General features: G+C 61.7%; 23 protein-coding genes and 1 tRNA gene. 8 read left to right on the top strand and 16 right to left on the bottom strand.

What is annotated here, in order from left to right; all coding sequences use genetic code 11:
• The first annotated feature begins 67 nt into the window (after positions 1-67).
• Positions 68-973 (top strand): ABC transporter ATP-binding protein, encoded by a 906-nt coding sequence (locus AArcSt11_RS10830; RefSeq protein ID WP_250596999.1) that lies wholly within the window; start codon positions 68-70, stop codon positions 971-973.
• Entirely contained in the window at positions 973-1,758 is a 786-nt protein-coding gene (locus tag AArcSt11_RS10825; RefSeq protein ID WP_250596997.1) for an ABC transporter permease subunit, read from the top strand. Before AArcSt11_RS10830 ends, AArcSt11_RS10825 begins: the two co-directional genes overlap by 1 nt.
• Here AArcSt11_RS10825 and AArcSt11_RS10820 read toward each other — a convergent pair.
• The 5 genes from AArcSt11_RS10820 to AArcSt11_RS10800 form a co-directional block, all read right to left on the bottom strand.
• Positions 1,755-3,938 (bottom strand): GH32 C-terminal domain-containing protein, encoded by a 2,184-nt coding sequence (locus tag AArcSt11_RS10820; protein ID WP_250596994.1) that lies wholly within the window; start codon positions 3,936-3,938, stop codon positions 1,755-1,757. The genes AArcSt11_RS10825 and AArcSt11_RS10820 overlap by 4 nt on opposite strands.
• 359 nt (positions 3,939-4,297) lie before the next feature.
• Positions 4,298-6,049 carry an archaeosine synthase subunit alpha gene (gene arcS / locus AArcSt11_RS10815; protein WP_250596992.1) on the bottom strand — a complete coding sequence of 584 codons (1,752 nt, stop codon included), beginning with the start codon at positions 6,047-6,049 and terminating at the stop codon, positions 4,298-4,300.
• A 218-nt stretch (positions 6,050-6,267) separates the two neighbouring features.
• Complete coding sequence (tgtA, locus tag AArcSt11_RS10810; RefSeq protein WP_250596990.1) at positions 6,268-7,737, bottom strand: tRNA guanosine(15) transglycosylase TgtA; 1,470 nt, start codon at positions 7,735-7,737, stop codon at positions 6,268-6,270.
• A 25-nt stretch (positions 7,738-7,762) separates the two neighbouring features.
• Positions 7,763-8,323 (bottom strand): NUDIX hydrolase, encoded by a 561-nt coding sequence (locus tag AArcSt11_RS10805; RefSeq protein WP_250596989.1) that lies wholly within the window; start codon positions 8,321-8,323, stop codon positions 7,763-7,765.
• Positions 8,324-8,389: 66 nt separating this feature from the next.
• Positions 8,390-9,586, bottom strand: a complete 1,197-nt coding sequence (locus AArcSt11_RS10800) for a carboxylate--amine ligase (protein WP_250596987.1) — start codon at positions 9,584-9,586, stop codon at positions 8,390-8,392.
• Positions 9,587-9,770: 184 nt separating this feature from the next.
• Here AArcSt11_RS10800 and AArcSt11_RS10795 point away from each other — a divergent pair, with 184 nt between their 5' ends.
• Complete coding sequence (locus AArcSt11_RS10795) at positions 9,771-10,592, top strand: DUF7504 family protein (protein ID WP_250596985.1); 822 nt, start codon at positions 9,771-9,773, stop codon at positions 10,590-10,592.
• A 2-nt stretch (positions 10,593-10,594) separates the two neighbouring features.
• On the opposite strand, the gene AArcSt11_RS10790 is transcribed toward AArcSt11_RS10795, so the two are convergent.
• On the bottom strand, positions 10,595-11,002 hold the full coding sequence (locus tag AArcSt11_RS10790) for a DUF7522 family protein (RefSeq protein ID WP_250596983.1): 408 nt from the start codon (positions 11,000-11,002) through the stop codon (positions 10,595-10,597).
• Positions 11,003-11,196: 194 nt separating this feature from the next.
• Between AArcSt11_RS10790 and AArcSt11_RS10785 the strand changes: the two genes are divergently transcribed.
• Positions 11,197-11,269, top strand: a tRNA-Pro gene (locus AArcSt11_RS10785).
• A 171-nt stretch (positions 11,270-11,440) separates the two neighbouring features.
• On the opposite strand, the gene AArcSt11_RS10780 is transcribed toward AArcSt11_RS10785, so the two are convergent.
• Positions 11,441-12,088 (bottom strand): hypothetical protein, encoded by a 648-nt coding sequence (locus AArcSt11_RS10780; protein WP_250596982.1) that lies wholly within the window; start codon positions 12,086-12,088, stop codon positions 11,441-11,443.
• 193 nt (positions 12,089-12,281) lie between these two features.
• Between AArcSt11_RS10780 and AArcSt11_RS10775 the strand changes: the two genes are divergently transcribed.
• Positions 12,282-12,512 carry a DUF7573 domain-containing protein gene (locus AArcSt11_RS10775; protein WP_250596981.1) on the top strand — a complete coding sequence of 77 codons (231 nt, stop codon included), beginning with the start codon at positions 12,282-12,284 and terminating at the stop codon, positions 12,510-12,512.
• Here the strand turns inward: AArcSt11_RS10775 and AArcSt11_RS10770 are convergent, their stop codons facing one another.
• The 6 genes from AArcSt11_RS10770 to AArcSt11_RS10745 all read right to left on the bottom strand — a co-directional run bounded on the left by AArcSt11_RS10770 (position 12,513) and on the right by AArcSt11_RS10745 (position 17,268).
• The gene (locus AArcSt11_RS10770; RefSeq protein WP_250596980.1) at positions 12,513-13,289 is read right to left on the bottom strand and encodes an endonuclease/exonuclease/phosphatase family protein; all 777 of its coding nucleotides are present in this window, start codon (positions 13,287-13,289) and stop codon (positions 12,513-12,515) included.
• A 43-nt stretch (positions 13,290-13,332) separates the two neighbouring features.
• Positions 13,333-14,055 (bottom strand): YqjF family protein, encoded by a 723-nt coding sequence (locus AArcSt11_RS10765; protein WP_250596979.1) that lies wholly within the window; start codon positions 14,053-14,055, stop codon positions 13,333-13,335.
• A gap of 37 nt (positions 14,056-14,092) precedes the next feature.
• A complete protein-coding gene (locus AArcSt11_RS10760) occupies positions 14,093-14,995 on the bottom strand; it encodes an RNA-guided pseudouridylation complex pseudouridine synthase subunit Cbf5 (protein WP_250596978.1) in 903 nt (300 codons plus the stop codon).
• A 3-nt stretch (positions 14,996-14,998) separates the two neighbouring features.
• The gene (gene cmk / locus AArcSt11_RS10755; protein WP_250596977.1) at positions 14,999-15,574 is read right to left on the bottom strand and encodes a (d)CMP kinase; all 576 of its coding nucleotides are present in this window, start codon (positions 15,572-15,574) and stop codon (positions 14,999-15,001) included.
• Between the two features lie 69 nt (positions 15,575-15,643).
• Positions 15,644-16,546 carry a DUF106 domain-containing protein gene (locus AArcSt11_RS10750; RefSeq protein ID WP_250596976.1) on the bottom strand — a complete coding sequence of 301 codons (903 nt, stop codon included), beginning with the start codon at positions 16,544-16,546 and terminating at the stop codon, positions 15,644-15,646.
• Positions 16,547-16,632: 86 nt separating this feature from the next.
• A complete protein-coding gene (locus tag AArcSt11_RS10745; protein WP_250596974.1) occupies positions 16,633-17,268 on the bottom strand; it encodes an adenylate kinase in 636 nt (211 codons plus the stop codon).
• 77 nt (positions 17,269-17,345) lie between these two features.
• On the opposite strand from AArcSt11_RS10745, the gene AArcSt11_RS10740 reads away from it, so the two are divergent.
• Positions 17,346-17,741, top strand: coding sequence for a DUF7975 family protein (locus AArcSt11_RS10740; RefSeq protein WP_250596973.1), 396 nt, complete (start codon positions 17,346-17,348; stop codon positions 17,739-17,741).
• 70 nt (positions 17,742-17,811) lie between these two features.
• The gene (locus tag AArcSt11_RS10735) at positions 17,812-18,228 is read left to right on the top strand and encodes a VOC family protein (RefSeq protein WP_250596972.1); all 417 of its coding nucleotides are present in this window, start codon (positions 17,812-17,814) and stop codon (positions 18,226-18,228) included.
• 1 nt (position 18,229) lies between these two features.
• On the opposite strand, the gene AArcSt11_RS10730 is transcribed toward AArcSt11_RS10735, so the two are convergent.
• The 3 genes from AArcSt11_RS10730 to AArcSt11_RS10720 all read right to left on the bottom strand — a co-directional run bounded on the left by AArcSt11_RS10730 (position 18,230) and on the right by AArcSt11_RS10720 (position 24,038).
• Positions 18,230-20,899 (bottom strand): DEAD/DEAH box helicase, encoded by a 2,670-nt coding sequence (locus AArcSt11_RS10730; protein ID WP_250596971.1) that lies wholly within the window; start codon positions 20,897-20,899, stop codon positions 18,230-18,232.
• Positions 20,899-22,398 (bottom strand): ribonuclease H-like domain-containing protein, encoded by a 1,500-nt coding sequence (locus tag AArcSt11_RS10725; RefSeq protein WP_250596970.1) that lies wholly within the window; start codon positions 22,396-22,398, stop codon positions 20,899-20,901. Before AArcSt11_RS10725 ends, AArcSt11_RS10730 begins: the two co-directional genes overlap by 1 nt.
• Positions 22,399-22,508: 110 nt before the next feature.
• Positions 22,509-24,038 carry a lipopolysaccharide biosynthesis protein gene (locus tag AArcSt11_RS10720; protein ID WP_250596969.1) on the bottom strand — a complete coding sequence of 510 codons (1,530 nt, stop codon included), beginning with the start codon at positions 24,036-24,038 and terminating at the stop codon, positions 22,509-22,511.
• A gap of 112 nt (positions 24,039-24,150) precedes the next feature.
• Here AArcSt11_RS10720 and AArcSt11_RS10715 point away from each other — a divergent pair, with 112 nt between their 5' ends.
• Entirely contained in the window at positions 24,151-25,491 is a 1,341-nt protein-coding gene (locus AArcSt11_RS10715; protein ID WP_250596968.1) for an isochorismate synthase, read from the top strand.
• Position 25,492 lies beyond the last annotated feature (1 nt).

The following is a 25,492-nucleotide window of genomic DNA, read 5'->3' as shown; positions in this document are numbered from 1 at the left end:
ACCGGACCTCCGCGCGTTCTGTCAGTCCACCCTCACAATCAAATACATGCCGGGAGTAGCCACCGGTATGGCGGCTATCAAACTCGATGGGTTGACGAAGGACTACGGCGACGTCCTCGCCAACGACGATCTCTCCTTCGAGGTCGAGACTGGCGAGATCTTCGGCTATCTCGGGCCGAACGGGGCCGGGAAAACGACGACCATCCGGGCCCTGCTAGGCTTTATTTCTCCGACAAGTGGCTCCGCACGGGTGCTCGGCTACGACGTCACCGATGAACCCGCACTCATTGAGGCCAAACGCCGGATCGGCTACCTCTCGGACGAACCGGGGTTCGACGAGGATGCGACGGGGACGAAGATCCTTGATCTGCACGCCGCAGTGAAAGGCGACGAGCGCCGTGACGAACTTCTCGACCTGTTCGAGCCCCCGCTCGACCGACCAGTGCGGGACTATTCTCGTGGAAACGTCCAGAAACTCGGCATCGTGACGACGTTCATGCACGACCCCGATCTCGTCGTACTTGACGAGCCAACCAGCGGTCTCGATCCGCTCCTCCAGCAACGCTTTGCGGAGTTCCTCCGCGCCGAGCAACGCAACGGAGTAACGGTGTTCTTTTCTTCTCACGTGCTGAGCGAGGTGCGTCGGCTCTGTGACCGGGTCGGAATCATCCGCGATGGGCAGCTGGCGGCGGTCGAACCGATCGACAGCCTCCTTGAGCGGACGGGCAAATCGGTGACCGTCAACACGAATGAGCCGATTCCGACCGACGCACTCGACGTCGACGGGATCCACGATCCGGAGTTCGGCGAGTTCGACGGAGACCAATCCGACACGTTCACCGAGTGCACCTTCACGTTTACCGGGGACATCAATGCGCTGATGACTCGCCTTGGCAGGTACGATCTGCTCGATCTGTCTATCGAAGAGGCCCCGCTCGAAGACGTCTTCCTGAAATTCTACGGTGAGAGCTGATGTTCGAGTTCTTGCGCTACGACGGACGGAAGCGAATCAAAGGGAGTGTCTATCTCTCTGCCGGGATGGCGGTACTGGCTGCGGTCGTAATCTGGGTATATCCCTCCTTTAGCGACTCCTTCGACGAGGACGAACTGCTGGAGGCGTACCCACCCCAGCTCATTCAGCTGTTCGACATCGAGACGATGGCCTCGATCGAGGGGTTTCTGGCCTTCGAGCTGTACGTTTTCGGCTGGGTCATCCTGCTTGGCCTGTATCTGGCATACAGTGCAGCCGGAATCATCGCCGACGATATCGATCGTGGGCGGATGGACACGCTACTGGCCATGCCAGTGACCAGACGACGGCTCCTCACCGAGAAGTTCGCGTCGCTTGCCGTACCGATCCTCCTGGTCAACGTGCTCGTTCCGCCTGTCGTCCTCGCAAGCGTCGAGTTGATCGGCGAGTCGATGTCGATTGCCGACCTGGCAGCGATCCACTTGCTCTCGATTCCGTATCTCTTCGCCTGTGCCGGGATCGGGCTCCTCTGTTCGGTCGCGTTCGATCGAACCGGCATCGCCCAGCGGGTCGCGCTCGGTGGAACCTTCGCGCTGTTCCTGCTCGAATCGTTACTCAATGGCACTGACTACGAGGCCGCCGGGGCAGTCGCACCAATGCGGTACTTCGATCCGAACGAAATCCTGCTGGAGAGTTCCTACGACCTCGCTGGAGCTGCAACATTGATCCTGATGACGCTCGTCCTCGTCGGGCTCAGCGCAGTCTGGTTCACCAGAAAAGACGTCTAGTCGGTTTGACCGGGCGCCTGTTCGCCTGACAATTCTTCGCTTTCGGTCCATGCCCGGCCGAGCTCCCAGACGTCGAGGTCCAGTAGCTCTACTGTACCACCCTTCGCGTGGAGCGACAGGTTATCGCTGTCTCCCCGTGTGGGATAGATCCGTGTCGTCAGGCAGTGGCGTTCGTTCGCGAATAGCTCTACAACCGAGCCATCGACGAACAACCGGAGTGAAAGCGGCTCGTCGACCGGTGCGATCGGCATGCGGTCCGGTGCCTTCGAGGCACGTTCATCCAGACTGGAGTGGCTTCGATCGACGACGAGTTCGCTATCCCGGGTGTACCGGATCGGCGTTCGCTCCTCTCCATCAGGTGACTCGCCGACCACGATCTCGAAAGCTTCGGCGTCGTCCAGTTTTATTTCCGCCGATAGCTCGTAGCTCAGTCCATCGGTATCGAGGTCGAGCCACTGGTCGTGGAGCGAGCGACTCCCCTCATGGACGTGACGTTCACGCAGTGATTCGAGTTCCCTCGCCGGTCGCTGGCGGAGCAGGCCACGGTCGTTGAGGTCAAGTTCACGGGGGAGCGAGAGTGCTCCCGACCAGCCCGCATCCCATTGAGCCCTCTCGTCTCTGGCCTCCCAGATCCAGCCCCAGGTTAATATCCTGCCGTCGTCGGCCCGGAGCGACTGTGGGGCGTAGAAGTCACCGTAATCGAGCTGGGCTGTTTGCTCAGTCTCGAACTCGCCGTTCTCGTATGAGCCCAGATAGTACCGGACCTCGTCGTAGTTAGAGATATGTAACAGCTGTTTCTCGCCGAGATCCAGCAGTTCAGGACACTCCCACATCGCGCCGTCCGGTTCGGGATCGCCTGTGAGGATCGGTCCCTCGTAGTACCATTGACGTAGCTCGTCGTCCTCCGACGAGTACAACAGGGCGGTTCCACCACCTCCTTCGACACCGGAGCCGATTAGCTGATACCAGGTGTCGCCCTCCCGCCAGACGTTGTGATCCCGGAACTCGGCTTTCCAGTGTTCTGTCGACCGGAGCGGCGGATCCACCGGGAGCGTGTCGATAATCGGGTTCTCGGGATCTTTCTGCCAGGTGTTCAGGTCGGCGTCTGCGGCGGTCGCCAGGCAGGGGAGCTGCAGCTTACCGCGGCCGCCGGTGTACATGATCCGGGGCGTACCATCATCATCGAACGCACAGCCGGACCAGCAACCGTCCCGATCCGGGCCATCAGGGGAGGGAGTAAGCGCGACTGGACGATCCTCCCAGTGTACGAGATCGGCGCTGACTGCGTGCCCCCAGTGGATCGTGTCGTGATACGGGCCGCCGGGGTTGTACTGGTAGAATACGTGGAACTCGCCGTTCCAGTGAATGAGGCCATTTGGATCGTTTAACCAGTTCGCGGGCGCGGTGATGTGATACTGTGGACGATGACGGTCATCCGACAGATTCTTGCGCATCGTCTTCAGTTGATTGACGTCTTTTGGCCGACCCTCGGTAAGTCGCTGTTCGCCAGCCAGGACCGATAGCAAATTACGAAATAGCCGTGTCCGGTTGTGAACACAGCGGTCGTTGGTTGCCCCTGCAAAGGTCACTGCGGTACCGAGCCCGGCGACGTCGCCATCACCGTACTGCCAGCCGATCAGTGCAGGCTGGTCTGGGACGTCTTCGCCAGCACGGATCGTGCTCGCTAACACCTCTCCGTGTTCGGGTAACACCGCATCGTAGCGCGCGAACTGCTGGATACCATGTGCGGCGCGGGTTGGGATGCGGAGTGCGTCGAACTCCTCGAACACCGGGCCGTCAGCGTGGATAGATTTGCAGAGCAGGCCGAGCTCATGTTCCGGCTCGACATTGCCGGTTGTATCTGGGGCGATCGGATCGATGCCAAGTGGTTCGATCGCTTCGAGTGCCCGCAACGTGAGCAGGACTCCGCCCCCGGCCTCGATCCATTCGGAAAGGTGTCCCAGCCAGTCGTCCAAGCCGCCGACGGCGTCGATAGGGTTGTCGCGGTGCCACCAGAGGACATCGTAGCGTGACAGGGGAACAGTACCCTCTGCAAGCTCGTCGGGTCCGACCCGGTCGGTATCGATCCCGGCATCGGTCGCCCAGTTCAGCGCGGCACGCTGTTCGGGTGACGCCTCGTCCGCCAGCAGGAACCCGACGGAATCCGGAAGATCGGTCATCTAGTGGTTCTCTCTACCAGAGGCTAATAGATGTAACGACACGAATTGTGGTTTCAGGCCCTCTATCCGCCCATCTGACGGTTATCTCCGTGAATCAGTCAGAGCCGGTCGCATATGATCACCCGCGTTCCGGGCTATCTCCCCGTGATAGAATCCTTAACAACAGGTGTAATAATTAACTACTCACCGTCATTCGATTCTCGACTACGGTCGGCGTCACATCCCGAATATGATCGCTTTGCCGTTCGTGACAGAAATATCGTGCAGAAGCAGTCACACACCGTCTCGGCCACTCGTCTACGCGAAGCGTCCGGACTCTCGCGGATGTTATCTTTGGAGGGAGCCCCGGTGGCCTCCGGCTACTGCTCTTCGACGTGCCGAACCGACGTCGCGACTCCGCGTGTGCTCTCTGCCATCTCCGGGCCGCTCATCTCCGCGCGACCAACGCCGAATGCCTTCGGTCCCTCGATAACGACCTCGTCGCCAACTCGAATATCGTCGTCTGCATCGACGATACCGGGGGCGAGCACGTCTCCGTGCGGAACGAACGCGTCGATCTCGACGCGTTTGGTCGGTGCGTCACTCTCAACCCACTGGCGCGCACCCGCGAGAGTGAACGAGAGGACGCCATACTGGGGGACCATCGCGGCGAGCTGGTCGCCCTCCGAGTCGTGCACGCGCAGTTTCGGGTAGCGACTCTGCATCGAGATGTCTTCGAATAGCGCGTCGCCAGCGCCGTCACCGAACTGGTAGTCGGCAATCGCTCTCACAGTATTCTGTTCGCGTTCGCGTTTGGAGTACTTCAGTTCACCCTCCAGCGCGCCAGCGAGGTTGACCAGCGAGGTTTCGTCGGTCGGGTGCTCGTCGACAGTGTAAGTGAACTCCAGACCGAGCGCATTTTCGACGCGTTCGCAGATATCTCGGTACCCCTCCTCGGGGACGTGTGCAATCACGGCGGGATACTCGTTGCGTTCAAGATAGGCCTGCAGGACGTTCGCGACAAACCGCTTTTCGTCTTCTGACCATCGCCCGGTGACTACGGAGTCGTAGTGCTGTGCCGGATAGGTACACTCCAGCTCCTGTGGGACGACGCCGATCGGGCTGGTCATCGAGACGACGTGGCCACGGAAGCCGTTCGCCTCGTGGAACTGGCCGTGGCTCTGTGACTCGCTGTATGGCTTCGTCGCCGAACACGGGACGAGCACGAGCGGGTTCGAAAAGCGGTTCCGATATCGGCTGGTCACGCGATCCGCGAAGCGCTGGATCTCGACGCGCCGGATTGTATCCTCCGTCGCCGAGACCAGTTCGGAGCGCCTGAGAACGGGGGTTCGCTGTTCGAGATACGACCACTGCTGATCGAACTCTCGGAACGCGGCGGTACACCACTGTTCGTGGCGGGTCTGTCCCTCGATATAATCACGCAGGCGACCAGCGCGAATCCGTTCGCGGACGCGAGCGATCTCGGCACGGAGCGCGTGGACGTTGTGGTCTGCACAATCCTCACGGTCGAACTCAGCTACAGGCTGTTGGCAGGCCGGGCACGCACAGGGGAGTTCCTCAAGATCTTCGAGGAAGTGTTCGCCCTCGTTGGTGAGGTACTTGCCTTCGAGTCCTTTCACGACCGCCCGATGCTCGTCGATCAGATCGACGCCTGCGTAGACGAGCGTGGCGACGTTGACTGGCGTGGCGACGCCGGAGAGATACAGCGCGCTGTCGGCGGGAATCGCTTCTTTCGTCTCGGTGATGGCGTCGCGGAACGCGCTCCCGTGACCGATCCAGCCCTGCGCATCGGACAGGACGTACGCGTCGGCACCGTAATCGGCGGCGGTATCAGGCGTCACGACCGCGGCGCTTGGGTAGTCGACCTCGGGGTAGTCGACAGCAAACGAATCTTTCACCTCGTCGGCGGTCCCGGCTGGAAGGCCACGGTGGGGAAGGATTGTGAGGGCGCTCTCGTCACCGTCGGGTAATTCCCGCTCCTCGGGCCAGAGGCTTCCGGCATCCTCGACAACATCGTCGACGAGGGCGGGCGTCGTTACCGGATCGGAAAGGCGGAGCTGGGCAATCCGGGCAGCCCCGTCACGCTCCAGCACCTCGAAGTAGTCGGTCATACCTAGCCCTGTCGTGGTGTGTGAAAGAGGCTATCGGTCCCGGATCGTCCCGGCGCTGGAAGACGAGGGCGTTCTGGCGAGCAGGCGACATCTGCTGTTCCCGAAGCGGCGTGTCGCACAGCCGCGAACCGTTCCGGGGCGAATGTCAGTGCATGGGTGGGGCTGGCCGCTCGATCGTTGATAAGGGTGTGGACAGCTGACAGGGATGTGAGCGAGCGCTACTTTTCGCCAAGGGCGAACGACTCGACCCGACTGGGGACGCGGTCGAGCGCCGACGGGGGCCAGTCCCAGTGGCCGAGCGAGAACTCCGTCTCGGGGTTCGATTCGACGACACGGGCAACACCGTCGGCGGCGGCCTCGTACGCGCTCGCATCGAGCCGGTCGGGGACTTCAGCAGTTAGCGGATACGTTTCCGAGAGTGCACGGGGGAACGGGCCAAAGGGCGGGACGATCCGCCACGATTCGTCGTAGTTGTTCGAGCTGGCCCCCTCCGTCAGGAGAACCGTCCCCTCGGGATCGAGTCGGTCAAGACGACGGTGATGACGCCGGACCTCCGGCCGTCGCGCGCTCTCGTGGGAGAGATAAAAGAACGTGCTCTTCGAGGCAGGATCCTCGCGTTCGATCTGGTCTGTGTGATCACATAGTGCGCGATAGCCGTCGAGCATCGCAGGGTGGCTCCGGGCGCGTTCCTCGACGAGTTCGAGTAGATTACCGCTTCGGATGGCCTGCTTGATGCGACGGATCTCCGCGAAGGTAACGTGGAGATTGTGCGCTGCGAGGGCTTCCTCGCGCGCCTGATCGTCGAGCGCGCGCAGGTCGGCGGGCGTGTGCTCGATACAGACTGGACACGAGCAGGGGAGATAGTCCAGTTCGTCGAGGTGCTCGGTCCCGCGAACGGTGAGATAGCGGTCGTCACGGGCGTACAGGGCATAGGCAGCAGAGTCGAACAGGTCACAACCCATCGCGACCGCAAGTGCGAACATCATCGGATGGCCGGCCCCGAACAGATGTACCGGAGCATCGACGCCGAGACCGCGTTTGGCCCCGGCCACAACATCGACCATGTCGCCGTATCGATAGTCGTTCATCAGCGGGACGACTGCACCGATCGGGAATACGTCGTGGTCGGTGCTGTCAGCGTGTGCACCCGCCTGCTCGCGTAAGTCTGGGTACGTCGACCCCTGGACGGGGGCCGTCACGAGCATTTCGCCAGTGTCGATAGATTCAGCCGCCTCGATACGCTCCTGTGTCGTCGCAAGTTCGGATTCCGCGCGCTCGCGTGAGACGTCCGGCGGTGTGGGGATGTCGACTGGTGTCCCGATGTCAGAGCCAATCTCGTGTTGAAATCGGAGGATCTCGTCAGTCGTGACGTCTATTTCGCCGTATTCGGAAAGCTGGAAGGAGCCGGAATCGGTCATAATTGCGCCGTCGAAATCGAGCAGGTCGTGCAGGCCATTCTCGCGGGCGCTTTCGCGGAGGTCCTCGTTGTTGTGGATGATGTAGGAGTTGGTGATGAGGATCTCCGCGCCGAACTCCTCGTGGAGACGGGCTGGCGATATCGTCTGGAGGTTCGGGTTGATCACCGGCAACAGCGCCGGCGTCTCGACGGTGACGCCAGCCCGCGGGACGGTTAGCTCCCCGATCCGTCCCGCAGCGTCGGCGTCCCGCAGCTCGAAATTGTCGCGCATGCTCGGGACGAGGGCAGGTGTCGGCCTAAGGATTCCGTTCGTCGGCGACCAGCGCGTACCGGAGGACCGCTAGCACCGTCCGCCCGTCGCGGATCTCGTCGTTGGCGATGGCGTCGTGAAGTGCCTCGAACGTCGTTGTGTCGACGCGGATACTTTCGTTGTGATCGAGGTCCTGCTCGGCGGTCGGTTCACAGCCCTCCGCGACAAAAATGTGATAGACGCTGTTTGCGGCCCCGTTCATCGGTTCGACCGTGGTCAACTGCTCGAACTCATCGCCCTCGTAGCCGGTCTCCTCACGGAGTTCCCGGCGGGCGGCGGCAATCAGCGACTCGTCGTCCGCTTCGACGCTCCCGACCGGCAGTCCGCGATTGATGCGGCCGACTGCCTGTCGCCACTCCTCGATGATGACAACATCATCGTCCGAGGTAAACGGTAGTAGGATCACCGCTGGTGGTTCCGAGAGATAGTCGAACGTCGTTTCAGTGCCATCGGGCAGACGGACGTCGTCGGTTACGACGTCGAAGCCGGGACACGTGTAGGAAATCCGGGAGTCGATGGTCTCCCACGAGAGGCTATCGTCAGTCACACCAGACGGTTGCGACGGAGCGGGCAAAAACCCCGCGCTGGATGCCTCCGGCGGCGACAGACATGTTCACTTCCCTTTTTTCAGGACGTGTCCGAGACCACGAACGAAGGGTCGTGGATCGTCGAATCGGAGGTTATCGAAGTGTGGATCATCGTAGCACGACTGGACGATCTGCCAGGCCGTTCCCCGCGCAGAAGGACGGGGGACGATCGGTGACTCGTCGGTGAAGACGCTCCGGAGGTGCCCGAATTCGCCGTACAGCAGGTGCGACCCGACGCCGACCTCGTAGTGTGGGTCGATCAGATCGGATTGGCCTGTCGCCAGTAGCCAGTAGTACCACGGGAAATCAGCACCGGCACGGACCGCACAGGGCAGCGACTGCCAGAGCCGGGGGTTGATCTCGGTGAGGACGAACTCATCGGTCTCTTCGTGACGCATGTACTCGATGCAAGCGAGGCCGTGATACTCGATGCTGTCGAGGAGTTGCCGTCCGACACGTTCGAGCTCTGAGATATCGACCGATTTTCGGTAGACGCCACCGCCGCCGGTGTAGGAGTTCCCACGAATTTGGCGGTGTTGGAAGGTCGCAACTGCGTCGCCGTGATTGTAGAGCGCTCCGAAGACGTACTCGGCACTTGAGGGAATGTACTCCTGGACGATGGGATCGTGGCCCATCTCCTCGGTGAGCGCATCACGGTCGAACTCGTCCCCCGGCCGGTAGTGACTCACGGACTTTGCGGTCGCCGATTCTCGCTCCGAGTACGAGTCGAGGTATTCGCTCGCGAGCAAGTTGTACCGTGATTTAACGATCAGATCACGGTCGACGTGTTCGACATCGGAAAGGAGACGGGTTTCAGGGACGGGGACGTCCGCCGATTTCGCCGCCTCGACGAGCAACACTCGGTCGTGGACCGTTCTGAGTGTCTCCATCGGTGGCGTCACCAGTGAGACGTAATCTTCGAACAGCGACTCGTATAGCGAGAACAGATACGTGTCCTGCGGCCTGAGCGGCAGAATCGTCTTGACGTCGTCACGGGCTGCAATTCCCAAGAGTGCGTCGCGGTAGTCCAGCAGGTCCTCGTGTGGCGACGGGATATGGAGAAACTCGTCACAAAATCGTGATCCCGCAGCGGGAACATCGTCGTGCTCCGAGGCAACGATTGTTCGGATCCCGCAGCGAGACAGTGACCGGACACACGAGTAACTGCCGGGATCGAACCCCGTTGGTATCAGTGCACTATCCCAATCTTCGTCCGTGGACATACTCGCTACTCCTTTCACTCCCTGATTAGTATGATGGGGTTACCCCTCTGGCCGAGCGCTGTATACCTAATTTTCGTAGTGGCGGCGGTGTGAGTCTGACACAAAAGTATTAACGGTTGTGTGAGAAGGTACGGTTACGTTAGAGACTGGTTTGAGCCAGTTAGGGACTAGGAGCAAACGAGTAATGAGCGATGACACGATCGACGTAATGGAAGGTGGATCGGTATTACTGCTAGGTGTTTCAGGATCGGTAACTGAGGAATGCTGTGACACACTTCTGGATGTCGGTCCAGCAGCCAACAGAGCCGAGATACGTGTGAACTTTCCTGCGGATATAACTGATCGAACTCGTCTCGATACGGGAACGACTGGACGACAGCCGAACAAGCATGGACAGATCACTGTCGGTGACGTTCTACGGTCCGCAGAGTCATCGGATCCGGATTTCGATGCACCAGTCGCGACCGATATCGTCGAAGACTCCGACAATCTGACTGAGATTGGAACGTCTGTGAGCAAGTTCTGTGAGACATGGTCGAAGAGCGATCACCGGATCGTCCTGTGTTTCGATTCGATCACACAACTCCTGGAGAACTCCGATCCGGAAGTCGTTTTTCAGTTCCTGCATACGCTCCTCGAACGGCTCGAAGGCGTGGATACCATCTCACATTTCCATATCGACCCTGACAGCCACGACGAGCAACTGATCGCCACGTTCTCGTCGCTGTTCGACGAAGTCGTTGATCCGAACGATCCTGGAGAGCTACTCGACGAGTCGGACCTCGAAGACGAGACGGAGGACACTGAGCCATCGCTCAGTGACGGTATTCCGGCGACATCTGGATCGTCACAGGCCTCTGATGATGACATCGCCGACCGCCTGAACGACCAGCCGAGCACACAGGAAAACAGCACACAGAGTCGACGTGCCGCGACCACGGAAGCAACCGACGACGACATCGCCGAACAATTGGACGAGCTCGATAGTACCGAGCCTGACGAATAGCCTTACTGGTCGAGTATCGCCGTCAGTTCATTGACGATCTCGGAAACCGGTGCCTGCGGATCGACTGAGAGATAGAATCCTTCCTCGCCCTGGAGCACCCGTACGATTGCTGCATAATCAGTGTATGTAACGAATGCGTTCGTCTCGGTGACCTGCGGGTACAGATCGTTAAACAGCTCCCGTTCGAGAAAGTCGACGTTCATGTACTCGTGAATAACATCTCCCACGACCCAGATATCAGTCTCGCTATCGTACTGTTCGAGTGCTCTATCGCTGACGTAGAGAATATGGAAGTCGTCCGGGGTGAACTCACCACAGACGAAAATATCGTCACCGACCCGGTCCTCGACTGCTCGAAGTGCGGCTGTTGCGTTGAAATCGGTGAGGACCGAGTCGTTCCGGATAGCCATACCACATGTTTTGCAGCCTCGTAGTTGATAAGTATTATTGCATGGTACAGAATGGTTGTCACAAATTTCGGCAAGTGGGATAGGCGGAGTTCGAGAGAGCTGGCGGCCAGCTGATCAAGTGGTGTGTCACTACACAGCACGGGGCACACGGAGAACGAAACCCTTTAGATACAGCCACTCGAATCTGTCTATACGGGGCCGTGGGGTAGCTTGGTATCCTTCGAGCCTTGGGTGCTCGCCACCTCGGTTCAAATCCGAGCGGCCCCATTGATTTTGTGAGGTCATCGCGAACGCAGTGAGCGATGGCTCGGAAACGTAGTTTCCGGTGAACGGACGTGACGAGCGAATAGTATACCCGCCGGATTTGAATCCTGCCAGTCGCGCACAGCGAAGCCTCGAAGCGGATGACCGCGTCGGCAACCAGACCTGAAAAATGACCTACTCCTCGCCGAGACGGAGGTGGAACCCCCACGAGACATCCGTCCCGTTTGGCATCGTATCGTCTTCATCTGCGGAATACCCGAACTCGACGCCGAAGTCGAGGCTCGGCGGGAGCGCTCGGAGCTCCTCGGTATCATCGACCGGGCCGTGCAGTAGCGCGAGCGTTTCCGTATGTGTCGCGCCCGGTTCAATTGTCGCCGTCTGGTAGTCCATCGTCGTCGCGAACCCATCCGGAAGCCACCAGACGTCGTCGTACTCGTACTGGTCCTCGACGCTGCCTTTCGGATAGAGTGAGAAGTCGTCATCACCCCCGGCCGTCCAGAACATCGCATCCCGACGTTCACCATACGTGATGGTTTCTTCGCCGGTGTTCGTCAGCGCAACGTCGATGGTCAGCGGAGAGTCAGTTGTCGCTTCCGACGTGATTGAAACGTCGTAGGCGAGCGGGTCGATACCGTCGAGTGGGTCGGGTTCGATGAGTGGATACATATCTTCTTGAGGGTCGTCATCGCCGCTGGAATTTGCGTCGTCGTCCGACTGTGTCTCGTCCCCATTTCCCGGTGCTCGCACATCGGACTCTAGACAGCCCGAGACACAGAGGGCGGCGAGGACACCAGTTGAAGCCAGGAACGAACGTCGAATCATACCCGTACTGTGGGGGTGTAATAGTATATTGGTGTCGTAAACTCAAGCGAGCATTTGTGCCTTTCCCGGGAACTCCTGTCGGCGTCATGGCCATCACGAATACAGACCGTGGACTCGATCACAAACGTAGGGGAGCAGGTCTGCATCGCACACCCGCGAAACGAATTTGTAATACCCCCGTGTAGCAGTTCCTGTGCCTGAAGACTCGTCGCTGACCGAGTACATGGAGACGGCTGACGATCAGTCATCGACATCGCCCGAGGACGAAACGGGAGCGCAGTCGCCGGACGTGAACGACGATACGGTGACAGTGACGTTCACGTGGAGCGGTGACGGCGGGCACTGTGCGGAGTGCAAGGAAACGGTCACGCGTCGTTGGACCAGCGCTGGCCAGCTCGTCTGTACTGACTGCAAGGACTGGTAATCAATGGTTGCCGTATTGTAGCTCCGCGAGTACCGGCAGATGATCCGAGGGGTAGCGATGCCGGCGATCCGTCTCTGAGCAGGTGCCAGACTGTCGGACGGAGAACGCGCTGTCGACGAAGATGTGGTCGATAATCCACGTGTCGTGCAGCGACTCGAAGTCCGTCCGGGTGGTCGGGGGGCCGAAGGGTGGCGTGGTACTCACAGCACGAGCGTCACGCAACGAGGAGTCTGCGAGCAGTCGATACGGCGGAGAATCAGGTTCACAATTACAATCACCTGTCAGAATCGTCGGCCCGTCGCTGTCGAGTTCACGCACGAGCAGCGCCGCTGCTTCGCGTCGGGCCTGCTCCCCCACGTGGTCGAGATGCGTGTTACAGTGCGTGAGTGTCTGTCCGGTCTGCTCGTCGCGCAGCCAGAAGCGGGTCGCGATCCGTGGCAGCTCGGCATCCCAGCCGACGCTACCAGGCTGGTCGGGCGTCTCGGAGAGCCAGAACGTCTCTCGATCCAGTAGCGAGAACCGATCACGCCTGAACCCGATTGGCGTGTGCTCGCCGCCACCGTCCGCCCGTCGTCCCTCTCCGAGAATCTCGTACTCCGGAAGCCGATCTCGAAGGTCGGCGAGTTGGTGGGGAAGCGGCTCCTGAAACCCCACGAGATCCGGACGACGCGTACGGACGATCTCCGCGACGCCGTCCCGGCGCTCGGACCACGAATCCTCACCATCCTCCGACGTATCGTACCGGACGTTGTAGCTCATGACCCACAGCGTGTTCATAGCTTGCCGTGTGTCCGGTCGGGCCAAGAGTCTCCCGGTCCGTCTACAGCCGCCGCACTCGACCGGCTGTGACGTCAATTTCGGGACCGTACTGGTAGATCGGCTCGCTTTCCGGGACGTCGAACCCGGCGGCATCGAACAGGTCGTTCCGATCGATCTCGACGTCGGCGTCCCGAAGCGTCCAGGGGCCGTGTGCAATATCCCCGGCGTACAGCTGATCACCGCCGAGGTCGACCGCTGGGAGTCGATCACGGCCAACCGCGTAGAACCGATAGCGCTCGGTCAGGAAGCTCTCCAGCGTTCCCGCCCCCGGCTGATATGGTTCTCCGGTCGGTCGATACGTGGCGTCGAAGGATGCGGGTGGAACGCCGTCGTGAGTTCGGCGGCTTCGGAATCGGATCCCCTCGTGAAACCGGGCGATGTCCATCTTGGCTCTGTAGTACGGGAGCCCGAACAGTGTGCGGGCAACTGGGACGCCGATCCGGTCGTCGGCATCGAGATTGTAGAAGTAGATGCCCGGTGGTCCCTCCCCGTGGGTAACGTAGGTACGCAGGTTCAGCTCGGGGAAGGAGAGCCCGACCGGGACGCCCCGCGGGCTGATATCGCTCATGACGAACGCGACAACGCTCAGATACGCCTGCCCCTCGAACTCATCGACTTCGAGGCCGTCCGGGAGCGTCGGCTGGACGAGAGCAGGCTCGACCGGCCAGTGAGCAAAGAGTACGTCCTCCCAGCGCATCGACAGCGCAGTCGGTCGATTGGTCATACTGGAATTCGGGACGCGAGCTACTGAAACCTGTCGCCTACACGAGGACGCGTTCGAGTTCGACCACGATCCCGCGTTCGGCGTCGGGATCGCCGACCAGGTGTCCGAGACAGACCGCCGCACCGTCCGGCGTGTAACACGCGACCAGTGGCTCCGCCGTCTTCTCATCCACACCGTCGACATCGATCACGCCAGGCGCGTACACCGGTGCGCCTTCTGCTACTTCCTGAGCGGCAGAATGAGCAATCGTTACACGTGGGATGTGAGTGAGGGCACGTTCTGCTGGCGAGATGACGTCGCGCAGCTGCTCTTGCTCGCCCTCATCGAGTGCCGCGAGCGCGTCGACGAGATCGTGCATGGTGTGTAGATCGGTGTCGTCGAACGGGTCGGTAGCTGTCCGGCGAAGATGACCCATATGTCCGCCGGTTCCCAGAGCTAGCCCAATATCGTGACAGAGCTTGCGGATGTAGGTTCCGCTCTCACACCGGATCCGCAGGAGTGCCTGTCGTTCTCGTACCTCCAGGAGATCGAGATCGTAGATCTCACGAACTCTCAGACGACGCGAGACGGCGCTCTTTTTCGGCGGCTTCTGGTACAGTCGTCCCTCGAACTCGGAGACGACAGCCTCGATATCGCTGGGCGGATCGTCGTGAAGTTCCAGGACCGCGACATACTCTTTGCTTCCTTCGAGAAACACCTGTGCGAGCCGGGTCGCGTCCCCAAGTAGCACCGGCAGACAGCCGGTTACTTTCGGGTCAAGCGTCCCCGAGTGGGCCGCGCCCCACTCACCGGCGTACGCGTCCTCCGGGACGTGTTCACCGACCGCATCCCGGAGGTCGCCGGTCACCTGATGTGCGGAGGGGCCGGGAGGCTTGTCGAGATTAATGACGCCGAAGCTAAGTAACTCGGCGGGCGATCGTTCCGCTGGCGGACCACGCATGGGTTAGAACTCGTAGTCGGCGGTAATTTGTAGCTTGCCTTCGTCGCTCGCGGTGTCATACCCCTCGACGGATTCGACGAGGAGGTCGAACACCGTCGCCTCGTCCCAGCGAGCGGTGTTGATACTCAGATCGTAGATCGATAGATCGGCGATGTCGATATCGTAGTAGTCAAGATACCGTTCGCGCTCGCTGGCCTCCCGTTCTTCCGTCTCGCGTTTGGCCTGCTCGACCGATTTGTCCTCCCGGTCGGCGATCCGGACAGCACGAACATGGAGTGGTGCGTCGAGCCAGATTCGGACGTCAGCCTCGTCGGCAGCGAGCCAGCCGGACAGCCGTGATTCGAGCACAATATCGTCGCGTTCGCGAGCGATCGTCTGGAGTCGTCGGTCGAGATCGCGGTCGATCTGATCGTCTTCCTCGGCGAGTTCGTTGAATTCGGCGAGCGAGTAGCCTCGTTCATCGGCCAGCGAGCGGAAGATATCGCCGCCACTCACGTGCTCGATGCCGAACTCGTCGGCCAGCGCCGCCGCAGTAGTGCTCTTCCCGCTCCCCGGCGGGCCGGAGACTGTTAGTAACATATCCCATCTCGGTGATTGCCGGTAAAAGAGGTTTTGAACTTGGGTCAGTTCTGGCGGGCGGTCGGGTCGTCAGGACGGCGTCGTGTTGATATTCAGCGCCTTCCGGATCAGCTGGGTAAATCCGAGCGAACACAGGAAGTACCAGACGATCCAGGACTGCATCGGACCGACGATGCCCGAGGCGAGGGTCACCTCGCCGGCGAAGGGCATGATCATGGTCTGTTCGGCGGCCGTCAGCTGTCCCGCGTTGACTGCCCAGTAGATCCACAGGAAGATCGGGATAGTAAGCACCATGATCCAGACCATCGGGCGGAACTGCTCTTTGAACATCCCGATCTGGTCGCCCATCGCCTCCATCTGTTCTTCCTGAATGCGTTCGAGCGCCTCGTCGTCGCCGCGCTCTTTGGCCTCCTCACGACGGTCCTGCAGAGCCTTCATCTGTTCCTGGTACTTGGACATCTTCTCCATGTCCATCAGGTTGGCCTGCAGCAGCGTCGAGTACATCCCGGTCAGCATCGCAGCAATCAGGATCACTGCATAGAACGGCAAGACGGCGTCGATCGGACCCAGAAAGAGGTTGATCGTTCCACCGATAATGTCTCGCACTGGGTCGAAGTAGTAGCCGACCATCATCGCAATCGTCGCGAGGCCGGCTATCTTGTCCCACTGTGTCCAGGAACTCTCCTCTTCGATTTCCGGAGTATCCGCGTCGGGGAACGAGACATCGCCGTCTTCGTCGATGACGTCCTCGACGCCGTCGGGATCGGAGAACTCGAACCCATCGTCACTGCTCCGGAGAACTCCCTTCTCGATGAGACGACCCCACTGGCCGCTGGTGACATCGTCCTCGACGTCGGTCCACTCGACGTGGCCGCCGTTCTCGTCGGCGACGCCTTTGATCGCCGCGATGGCGTCCGCGAAACTCTCGTCTTCCTCGACGAGAGACTCTACTTTCTCCGCTGTCCGAACCATTTGCTCGCAACTAGGCGGGGCGGGGTATTCAACAGTTGTGATCCAGTTGGGCAGTGGGCCTTGCGTTCGACGCGAAACAGAGCCGGCTATACTGCGTCCTTGATGGCCGCTTCGACGTCCGCCCAGACCTCGTCGGGAGACTGTTCGCCGTCGATCCGGACCAGCGTCCCCTCCGTCTCGAAGTGATCGACTACCGGCTGGGTGTTCTCCTCGAAGACGCTCAGGCGCTCGCGAGCGGTCTCCTCGGTGTCGTCCTCGCGCTGGACGAGTCGCTCGCGGACCTCCTCGTCGTCGGGCATGTCGAATTCGGTATGGTAGACGTCACCAGTTTCGGGGTCAACACGGCGACCGGTGAGCCGCCGGAGCAGCTCCTCAGTGCCGACATCGAGCAGCAAAACGGCGTCAAGATCGGTAATCTCGTCGAGGTACTCGGCCTGATCGAGATTGCGCGGATAGCCGTCGAGGACGTAGCCGTCCGCTTCCTGAAGTGCTGTCTTGACGATCTCGTTGACGACCTCGTCGGGGACGAGTTCACCCTGATCCATGTACTCGCCCGGCGTCTCGTACTCCGTATCGAGATGGCTGATGTCCATCCCCTTGTTCGCGCGCAACGCATCACCGGTTGTGACGTGCTCGACATCGAACTCCTCGTGGATTCGTGTGCTCTGTGTACCTTTACCTGCTCCGGGGGCTCCGAGTAGCAGTACGTTTGGACTGGCCATACTGGGAGGTTAGCCTCCCGAGTTAAAGCTTTGAAGAAACCGGTCCGACTTTGAGCGCCGGGCGAAAACCTACGATCATGACCCGATTCGACGCCGAGACCGCCGAAGAACGCCGAGCACTCGTTGAGGACGCTATTGTCGCACACCGCGAGCGGACGAGTCCGTTCCTCACACTCGAAGCGGAACTCCCTGAGAGTGCGGGTGAGGACGCCGTCCCACCGTGGATCCAGCTTTCCGAGGACACCCTGAACCTCGATTGCACTGACGCCGAACTCGACCGGCTCAAGTCCCTGCTTGACGAGTACCGTTCGTTCAGCGTCGACGAGCTCGTCCGCCCCGAGGAGGCTGAAGGAACGAATGCGCGCGTGCTTGCCCGTACCGACGACGAGCGGATCGCACAGTTCGTCGAGGACGTCTTCCGCCAGGTCTACGATCGCGGGGAGGACTATCGGCTCTGGGCTGCAGAAGTGTAGCTCGGATCGCATAGACAATCTCACTCGCTTCTCCGATGGGCTTTTGCGACAGGCACGCGCTCGTTCGCATATGACTGCGACCGCACATCACGTCGGCATCACCGTCTCATCACTCGACGACGTCCTGCCGTTCTACCGGGACGTCCTTGGACTGGATATCCTCTCTCAGTTTACTGTTACCGGCGAAGCGTTTTCAACCGGCGTCGGTGTCGAGGGGGCAACCGGTAACTTCGCCCATCTTGACGCCGACGGCATCCGTGTGGAACTCGTGGAGTACGAGCCTGAAGAGGAGATAATAGAGGATGTCACGCTCAACCGTCCCGGCGCGACCCATCTTGGACTCGAAGTCGACGACATCGATCTGTTCTACGAGAGGCTTCCCGAGGACGTCGAGACGATCAGCCCGCCCCAGACGACCGAAAGCGGGACCCGGATCTGTTTCCTGCGCGACCCGGAGGGGAACCTCGTCGAAATCCTTGAACAGTGACTCACGCGTAAAACAGCGCGGGCCGTCGCTCCGACTCGTCGCCCTCGTCGAGGTCCTCAGGCGACCGCTCGCCCAGCAAGTGCTCGAAGACGTCGATGGCCGAGTCGCGTAGCAACGGCGCGTTGTCGTTCCCACAGTTCTCCGAGTACGTGCAGGCTGGACAGCCGTCGGGGCGGCCACACTCGCAGTCTTCGAGCCGATCCCGGGCGTGGGCAGACAGCGTCTCGAATTCTTCGTAGATTGCCCGTGCGAAGCCGATCCCTCCCTCGACGCCGTCGTAGAGGAACCAGCCGGAGGCGGTTCCATCCGACTCAGCGGCCCGGTTGGCGATGACCGCTTCGACCGCATCCATGGACTGGGACGCGGTCGCTCCAAGTTCGTCGTGTTCGGGACTCGCGTAGTGGCTGTCGAGCACGAGCGTCGAGAGCCCCCCGAGGTCGTTCTGATCGACCAGGAGTTCGAGCGGCGCGGCCTTGATCATCGCGTGCTCGGCGGCATGCAGCCCGGCGACGTAGCCGATCTGGGGTGCATCCGCACGCTCGAGATCGACTCCTGTCTCCGTGCCGGACTCGCGGTACTTCGCAAGCAGACCCTGTTCGACGTTCTCGGGGACTTCGACCCAGCACAGCTGTGTCTCCATAGAGATTGGTGGGCGGTTGGTCGGGAGCATCCGCTCTTTTGGCTCGTTGGACTCGATATACACCTGGTCGTAAGAGTGGTGATGCACGAGGACGGTCCCGGTGCCGAAGTGAAGCCGAAACCCGTTGACCTCGCGGGATTGTTCGGATTCGGCATCGACGACGTTCACGTCGGTGAGCGTTCGGGTGTAGTACTCCCGGTCGACCGGTTTGAGTTCGATGCTGGGCTGGGGGCGGTCGTCGTGGACCCCCGTGACCTCGAACTGCTCGCCGTCGAACAGCCGCACTGCGCCCTCGTGGTAGTCCCGGTACGCGCGATTTTGGGCCACGTTCTCGGCATCGAACTCGACGACTGCCGACTCGTCGACCCCATCTGCGAGTCGGAGTTCGTACTCGTCCCCACCGGTCCCGTAGATACTCACCTCGGTCTGCGGACGGCGCGCACCGGCGTAATGGACCACAGCGTCGAGATAGCCGGTCAGTCGGCCGGTGCGTCGCCACATCCTGACGCCAGCGCGGAGCCGCTCTTCACCCGCGAACGGGCCGATATCCGACTCGTCCAGGGCAATCTCGTCGGCCGCACAGAGTAGATGCTGAGCGAAGACGGCGTCGTTGCCGGTATCCACGACTGCATCCTCGACATCGGTATCGAGGAGGTACTCGGGGTTGTCGATAACGTACTGGTCGAGAGTGCGGTGGTCGGCCACGAGCACGCCGATGCTTCGGGACCCCGCTCGTCCCGCGCGGCCGATCCGCTGCCAGAACCGCTGGCGCTGGCCTGGATAGCCGAGCAGGACGACGCCGTCAAGGTCTCCGATGTCGATACCGAGTTCCAGTGCAGAAGTGGTCGCGAGACCAGCTATTGAGCCGTCTTTGAACGACGCCTCCCGATCCTGACGCGTGACCCGGCCCATCCCCGCATTGTACGCCGCAAGTTCTGGCCGTGGCGGCGCGTACTGGCTCCCGGCTGACTCTCGATGCTCATTGGCCCGTTGAACTGCAATCTCGGTGAGCTTTCGGCTCGGACAGAACAACAGGGAGTCGACGCCGTGGTAGGTGAGGTGGTTCCAGACGCGCGGTGCATCGACCGAGGCGGGGAGCCGTGAAGCGATACCACCGTCGACGCCCGGCGCGGTCGGCGGTTCGTCCGCTGCAAAGACCGTCCCGTCGCTGTGCGTATCGCCGCCATCTGTCGGTGGTGGATTCCACAGTAACAGGTCGCGCGGTCCGCGTGGCGAGCCGTCCTCGTCGACGACCGTCACGGACTCATCGAGCAGCTGTTCGGAGTGATCCGCAGGGTTACCGATCGTTGCCGAAGTCAACACGTACTGTGGGTTCCCGCCCCAGTGGTCGACGACGCGGCGAAGACGCCGGAGTATCCAGGCGACGTGCATCCCCTGCACGCCGGTATGAGTGTGGGATTCGTCGAGTACTACGAGGTCGAGTCCCGAGTAGAACCGGCTCCAGCGGTCGTGGTCGTGCAAATACGTGCTCACGCCCATCGGGTTCGTCAGGATCACGTCTGCCCGCCCTCGAATCTCCCGGCGGTCGGCCTGCGGGGTGTCCCCGTCGTATCGCCCGATCCGGATGTCGAGGTCCATCTCGTCGTAGAGATCCTCCAGCGCCTCGTGCTGGTCGGCCGCCAGCGCCTTCGTCGGGTAGATACACAGTGCCGTCGCGCCGTCCTCACCGGTTCGAGAACCATCGGGCGAGATCACGCCAGCATCCAGTAGGTTCCGGGCGATCTGCAGCGCGTAGATGTCGGTCTTTCCCGATGACGTTGATGTGGCGACGGTGACGTTCTCACCGCTGTCGAGCAGGGAGAGCGCGTCCGCCTGATGACTGAACGGCTCGTAGGGGTATCGGTCGGAGAGACCGGGGCGGAGTACCTCGCTTGCCGGGACTGTATCGGCCTCACGGGGCGGAAGTGGCCGGTACGTGATAGACTGCGAGTCGAGTGAGACACCCTCTCGCGGGAACGTCTCGATCAGGCGCTCGATATCGATGGTCGTTGTGGATGGGTCGCTAGTCATTAGAACTCAGTGAGTCCGGTCTGCTGGCCGCCGGTGTCGGTCGCACTGTCGCTCGGGTCGCGGCGTCTGGCGTCTTCGATCGCCTGCCAGACGTGCCAGAGCGCTCGGCAGTCGTCTTCGCAGTACCGTCGGTGGCGCTCCCAGTCGGGTTTCGCGGCCGGATCGTCGGGCGTGCGCATGAATCGCTGGTATGCTGCGGCCGTCTGTGCACCTGTCAGTCCCGTCTCCGCGTCCTCGTACCCGAGCGCGCGGGCCACATCGTCGAGTTTGTTTGTCCGTCCAGGCAAGAGCGCGTTGCTCTCTCTGACCGCCCACGAGTAGAGATCGTGTTTCCAGAGGTCGTCCCACGCGTCGACGTACTCGGGGGCATGCTGGCGGAGAAACCGCTCGATGACTGGATAATCGAAGCCGTCGCCGTTCCACGTCAGAAGCGTCCGATCTGCGTGAGTGCCAAAGAGGTAGTCACAGAACCGCCGGACGTTCCGGCCGGGCTCGGTCGGCGTCTCGTCCTCGACGAACGCGGTGTACTCGTCAGTCTCGGGATTGTAGATTCCGAACTGCCAGACCACGGTCGGCGAGAGCCCGTCTGTCTCGATGTCGAGACAGATCGGTGACCGGCCGTTTCGCGCCGCAGGGAGGGACTCGTTTGTCAACCGTAACGGATCGCCGGTGTCGATCACGTCCGCGTGGGCGTGCATCGTCTCGGCCGACTCCCGACCGACACCGGGAAGTTCGGATAGCGCGGAGATCGACGTTTCGACGAGATCGGTTCGGGTCGTAATGCCCCGGTTACGGAGCGTCTCTCCCGTCTTCGATCCGATCCCCTGGATCGCACTGAGACCGAAGCTGTCGGCCGCAACGGACTCGCCGGCGGCTGTGCCGGTTTCCGTACAGGAAAGCAGCGTCAATTCAGTCTCCTTCTCCGTCCCCGCCCCCATTCCGTGTACAGTCACTCTGGGCGCGCCGTAGTCGCTCTCCCAGACGTGATGATAGTTCGCAGGCTGTCGGCCAGCAAGGACGGTCAACGGTCCGGTAGCCGCTTCCTGGATCGCTGCCAGTGCGTCTATCCCCGGCAATCGAGCACTCAGAGTCGTCGGATCGTACTCGACGCCGAGATTGGGAACGACGAGAACTGTGGCAGTGTCGGCCGCCGAGTCCTGGCCATCCGAGAACTCCGCCGGAAGGTCGTCGAGAACGCGTCGATCTCGAACTGTCAGGAGATCGTGCGTCGCCCCGGGGGTATCGATAGTATTTGCCTCCACAACTGAGCCGTCATCCAGTCGCCGATGATGGGTGACGTCTCCCATCCCTGCCGATGGGGCGATTACCGGGACGTCCGTGACAGTGCGGACACCACCGTACAGCGAGGGATCGAACTCGCCGGTAAGACAGATCACCTCCGGGTCGAAATACTCGAGTGCATCTTCTATTGCGGTGGCGGAGAGGTAGCTGCTCGCTCCGGGAATCGAGAGGAGATCGAGCGACGTACCGTAAGCCATTGCGTCGCTCTGATGGAAGGGAGGAGACGAATTAAATCTGTGGACCGTATCGTCGGCGATCGAATCACCACTACGGATCACTCTCCTCGATAGTAATGAAGGAGCCTCTCTCACGCGATCCGAGTCCGCAGGTTCGACCGATAGCTCGCGTACAGTTCGCGGACGACGAACCGGTCGCGCGGATCGACGCCGATGAGCCGGAGCGCCCCGACGTAGACGGCGAGCCCGAGCGGGACGCCGATTATGACCGCGACACCGCCCGAAACGACGGTGCCGAGTAACCACATCGCCACCATGGCGATCCCGCCCGCGAAGATCGGTGTGAGAAACGTTCGGTCGAACGGCCACAGGCCCTCGAACTGTCGTAACAGTACTACCTGAATCCCGTTCTGTACGGCGATAGCGAGCGAGGTCCCGAGCGCCGCTCCGACCAGTCCGAACTCCACGATGAACGTGTACGTCAGAACGACGTTGAGGACGGCGAGCAGCCAGTCGAGAATCATTCGCGCGTACTGGTGGTCGGTCATCATCAACAACCAGCCGGTCGCGCCGACCGCGCTCCCGACGAAGACGCCGCCGAGATAGACGACCAGCGGCACGTATCCCTCAGTATACGCCGGGCCGAACAGGCCCAGTAGCTCCTGACCGTACACGACGAGCACTGCAAGGAAGGGGACGACAGTCGTGATGATCAGCCGCGTTACGGCAGTGTAGATCGCATTGAGCGTCGCCGTCCGGTCGCTGGCGTAGAGATCGGAAGCGACTGGTGGAAGCAGCTGGTTGAACGACAACAACGGGATCCACGCGATCGCGACCAGCACGAGCAAGGCGTTGTACACGCCCGCGGCGACCGCGCTCAGGAGCGCCCCGACGAGCAGGACGTCGACCCGGTTCTGGAACACCTTTCCGAAACTACTCATCGCGACCGGACCAGCATGATTGTAGAAGCGTCCGGCCTCTCCTTTCGTGCCTCGTAGCGAGGGTCGAATCCCGGTCGACCGAACAGACAGGGGGGCGGCGACCACGACAAGTATCGCCGTTCCGACGACGATTGCGCCTGCAACGCCTACCACGGAGTAGCCCAGCGCGAGCGCGGCGACCGCCGCGATCAGCCGGACGCCCGGCCGGAGCAGCTTGTTGAACACCACTTCTCCCCGCGCGGAGCCGACTGCCCGGAAGACGCCCGCAACGATCATGATGACGCCCAGGAGTCCCACCAGGAGTCCAAACGCGCGCAATGTCGGGACGAACGCGGCCTGCTCGATAGTGAGTTCGTTGATCCGTGGCGCGGCCAGCCAGACGCCGACCGCGAGCGCGGCCCCGAAGCCGACCGTCGTGGCGTAGGCCAGCCCCACGACCGCGGATCGACGGCGTGGATCACTTTCGTACTCGGGGACGTACCGCTGGAGCGCCGGGACGCTTCCAAACGTGACGAGCCGGACCAGAACCTGGGCGATGCGCCACGCCAGGGCGTATACACCGTACGCGGCAGGTCCCAGCCCCCGTGCGAGGATAATCTCGACAGCCGAGATCAGCGCACGCTGCGCGGAGACTCCGCCTGAGGTAACGACTGCGCCGTGCGCTATCGTCAGGAGTGCCTCGCGTTCGTCGTCCGGAATCGACTCGTCGTCTCGATACACGTGTCACCTCTCGGGCAGTGCCGGGACAAAAATCGGTCGCTTGCGCTGCCGGCTGTTGCCCCGCTACGGGAGAGGGACAGGCTGAAGAACCCGCGCTCCTGAACGGTTATCAATGGAATCCCTGGGCAGTGGGGGCGACGCCAGCGGACGCGGTGACGCGCCGCTTGTGACGCGACGCCGCGAACTTGACGCCGTCTCGCGTCGAGCCGTTCTCGACGCGTTCGGGCCACCGCGGGCGGTCTGGACGCCGCCGGACGACCCGTCCTTTGTCGGCTGGGGTGCCGCGGCGACGCTGTCGGCGGACGGTCGGAACCGACTAACGCAGCTACAGGTATCGGCCGACCGTCTGTTCGCCCACATTGACGCCGACGATGCGCCACAGGGCACACGACCACGGCTCGTCGGAGGCATCTCGTTTCACGATGCCCACCAGCCCGACCCGCCGTGGACCGGCTTCGACAGTGCACGGTTCGTACTGCCTCAGCTACAGTTGACCTGGACCGACGATAGTGCCTGGCTAACTGCGAACGCGGTCGGTCCGGACGATCCGGCCGCCGTCGACGACCGGGTCGAAGACGCGCTCGCCGAGATCGAGGATGCGACTCCGTCCGGCAGAATCTCCGAGCCGCCGGGAGTCACTAGCCGGAAGCGGTGCCCGTCACGGGAGCGCTGGCGCGAACAGGTTCGGGCCGCCATCGACCGGATCAGCGGCGGCGACCTGCAGAAGGTCGTTCTCGCGCAGTCGCTGTCGGTCGAGCTGGAGCGGGAGCTTTCCTTGCCGGACGTCATCGCCCGGCTTGACATCGCCTACCCGGACTGTCAGCGGTTCCTCGTCCAGCCAGGAGACGGGCCGGTCTTTTTCGGCGCGACCCCGGAACGGCTCGTTTCGGTGTCCGGTCGAACCGTCGAAACAGTTGCGCTCGCGGGGTCGACCGGCCGGGGTGACACCACCGAGGAAGACGAGTGGCTCGCCGCGGAGCTACTCGACAGCAAGAAGGATATCCACGAACACGAACTGGTCGCCGATGCCGTGCGGACGCAGCTGTCGCCGTACGCGAGTTCGGTGCAAACTGGCCAGCGCACGGTGCGAAAGCTGCCGACGGTCCAGCACCTCCAGACGCCGATCACGGCCGAACTCGACGACGCCGAACACGTCCTCACACTCGTCGAAGCGCTACATCCGACACCCGCAGTCGGCGGCTTACCGCCGGACGCCGCCTGGGAAACGATCAAAGAGACCGAGGCGTTCGATCGGGGCTGGTACGCATCTCCGGTGGGATGGTTCGACGCTGCGGGCGACGGAGCGTTCGCAGTCGGGATTCGTTCCGCGGTCGCCGAGGCCGACCGGGCGACGCTGTTTGCGGGCGCTGGGATCGTTGCGGATAGCGATCCGGACCGCGAGTGGGACGAGGTACAGCTCAAGTACGGCCCGATGCTGGATGCACTGGAGTAAC

Source organism: Natranaeroarchaeum aerophilus (assembly GCF_023638055.1).
In the GTDB taxonomy this organism is placed as follows: Archaea; Halobacteriota; Halobacteria; order Halobacteriales; family Natronoarchaeaceae; genus Natranaeroarchaeum; species Natranaeroarchaeum aerophilum.
This window is presented reverse-complemented; position numbering and strand designations above follow the sequence as displayed.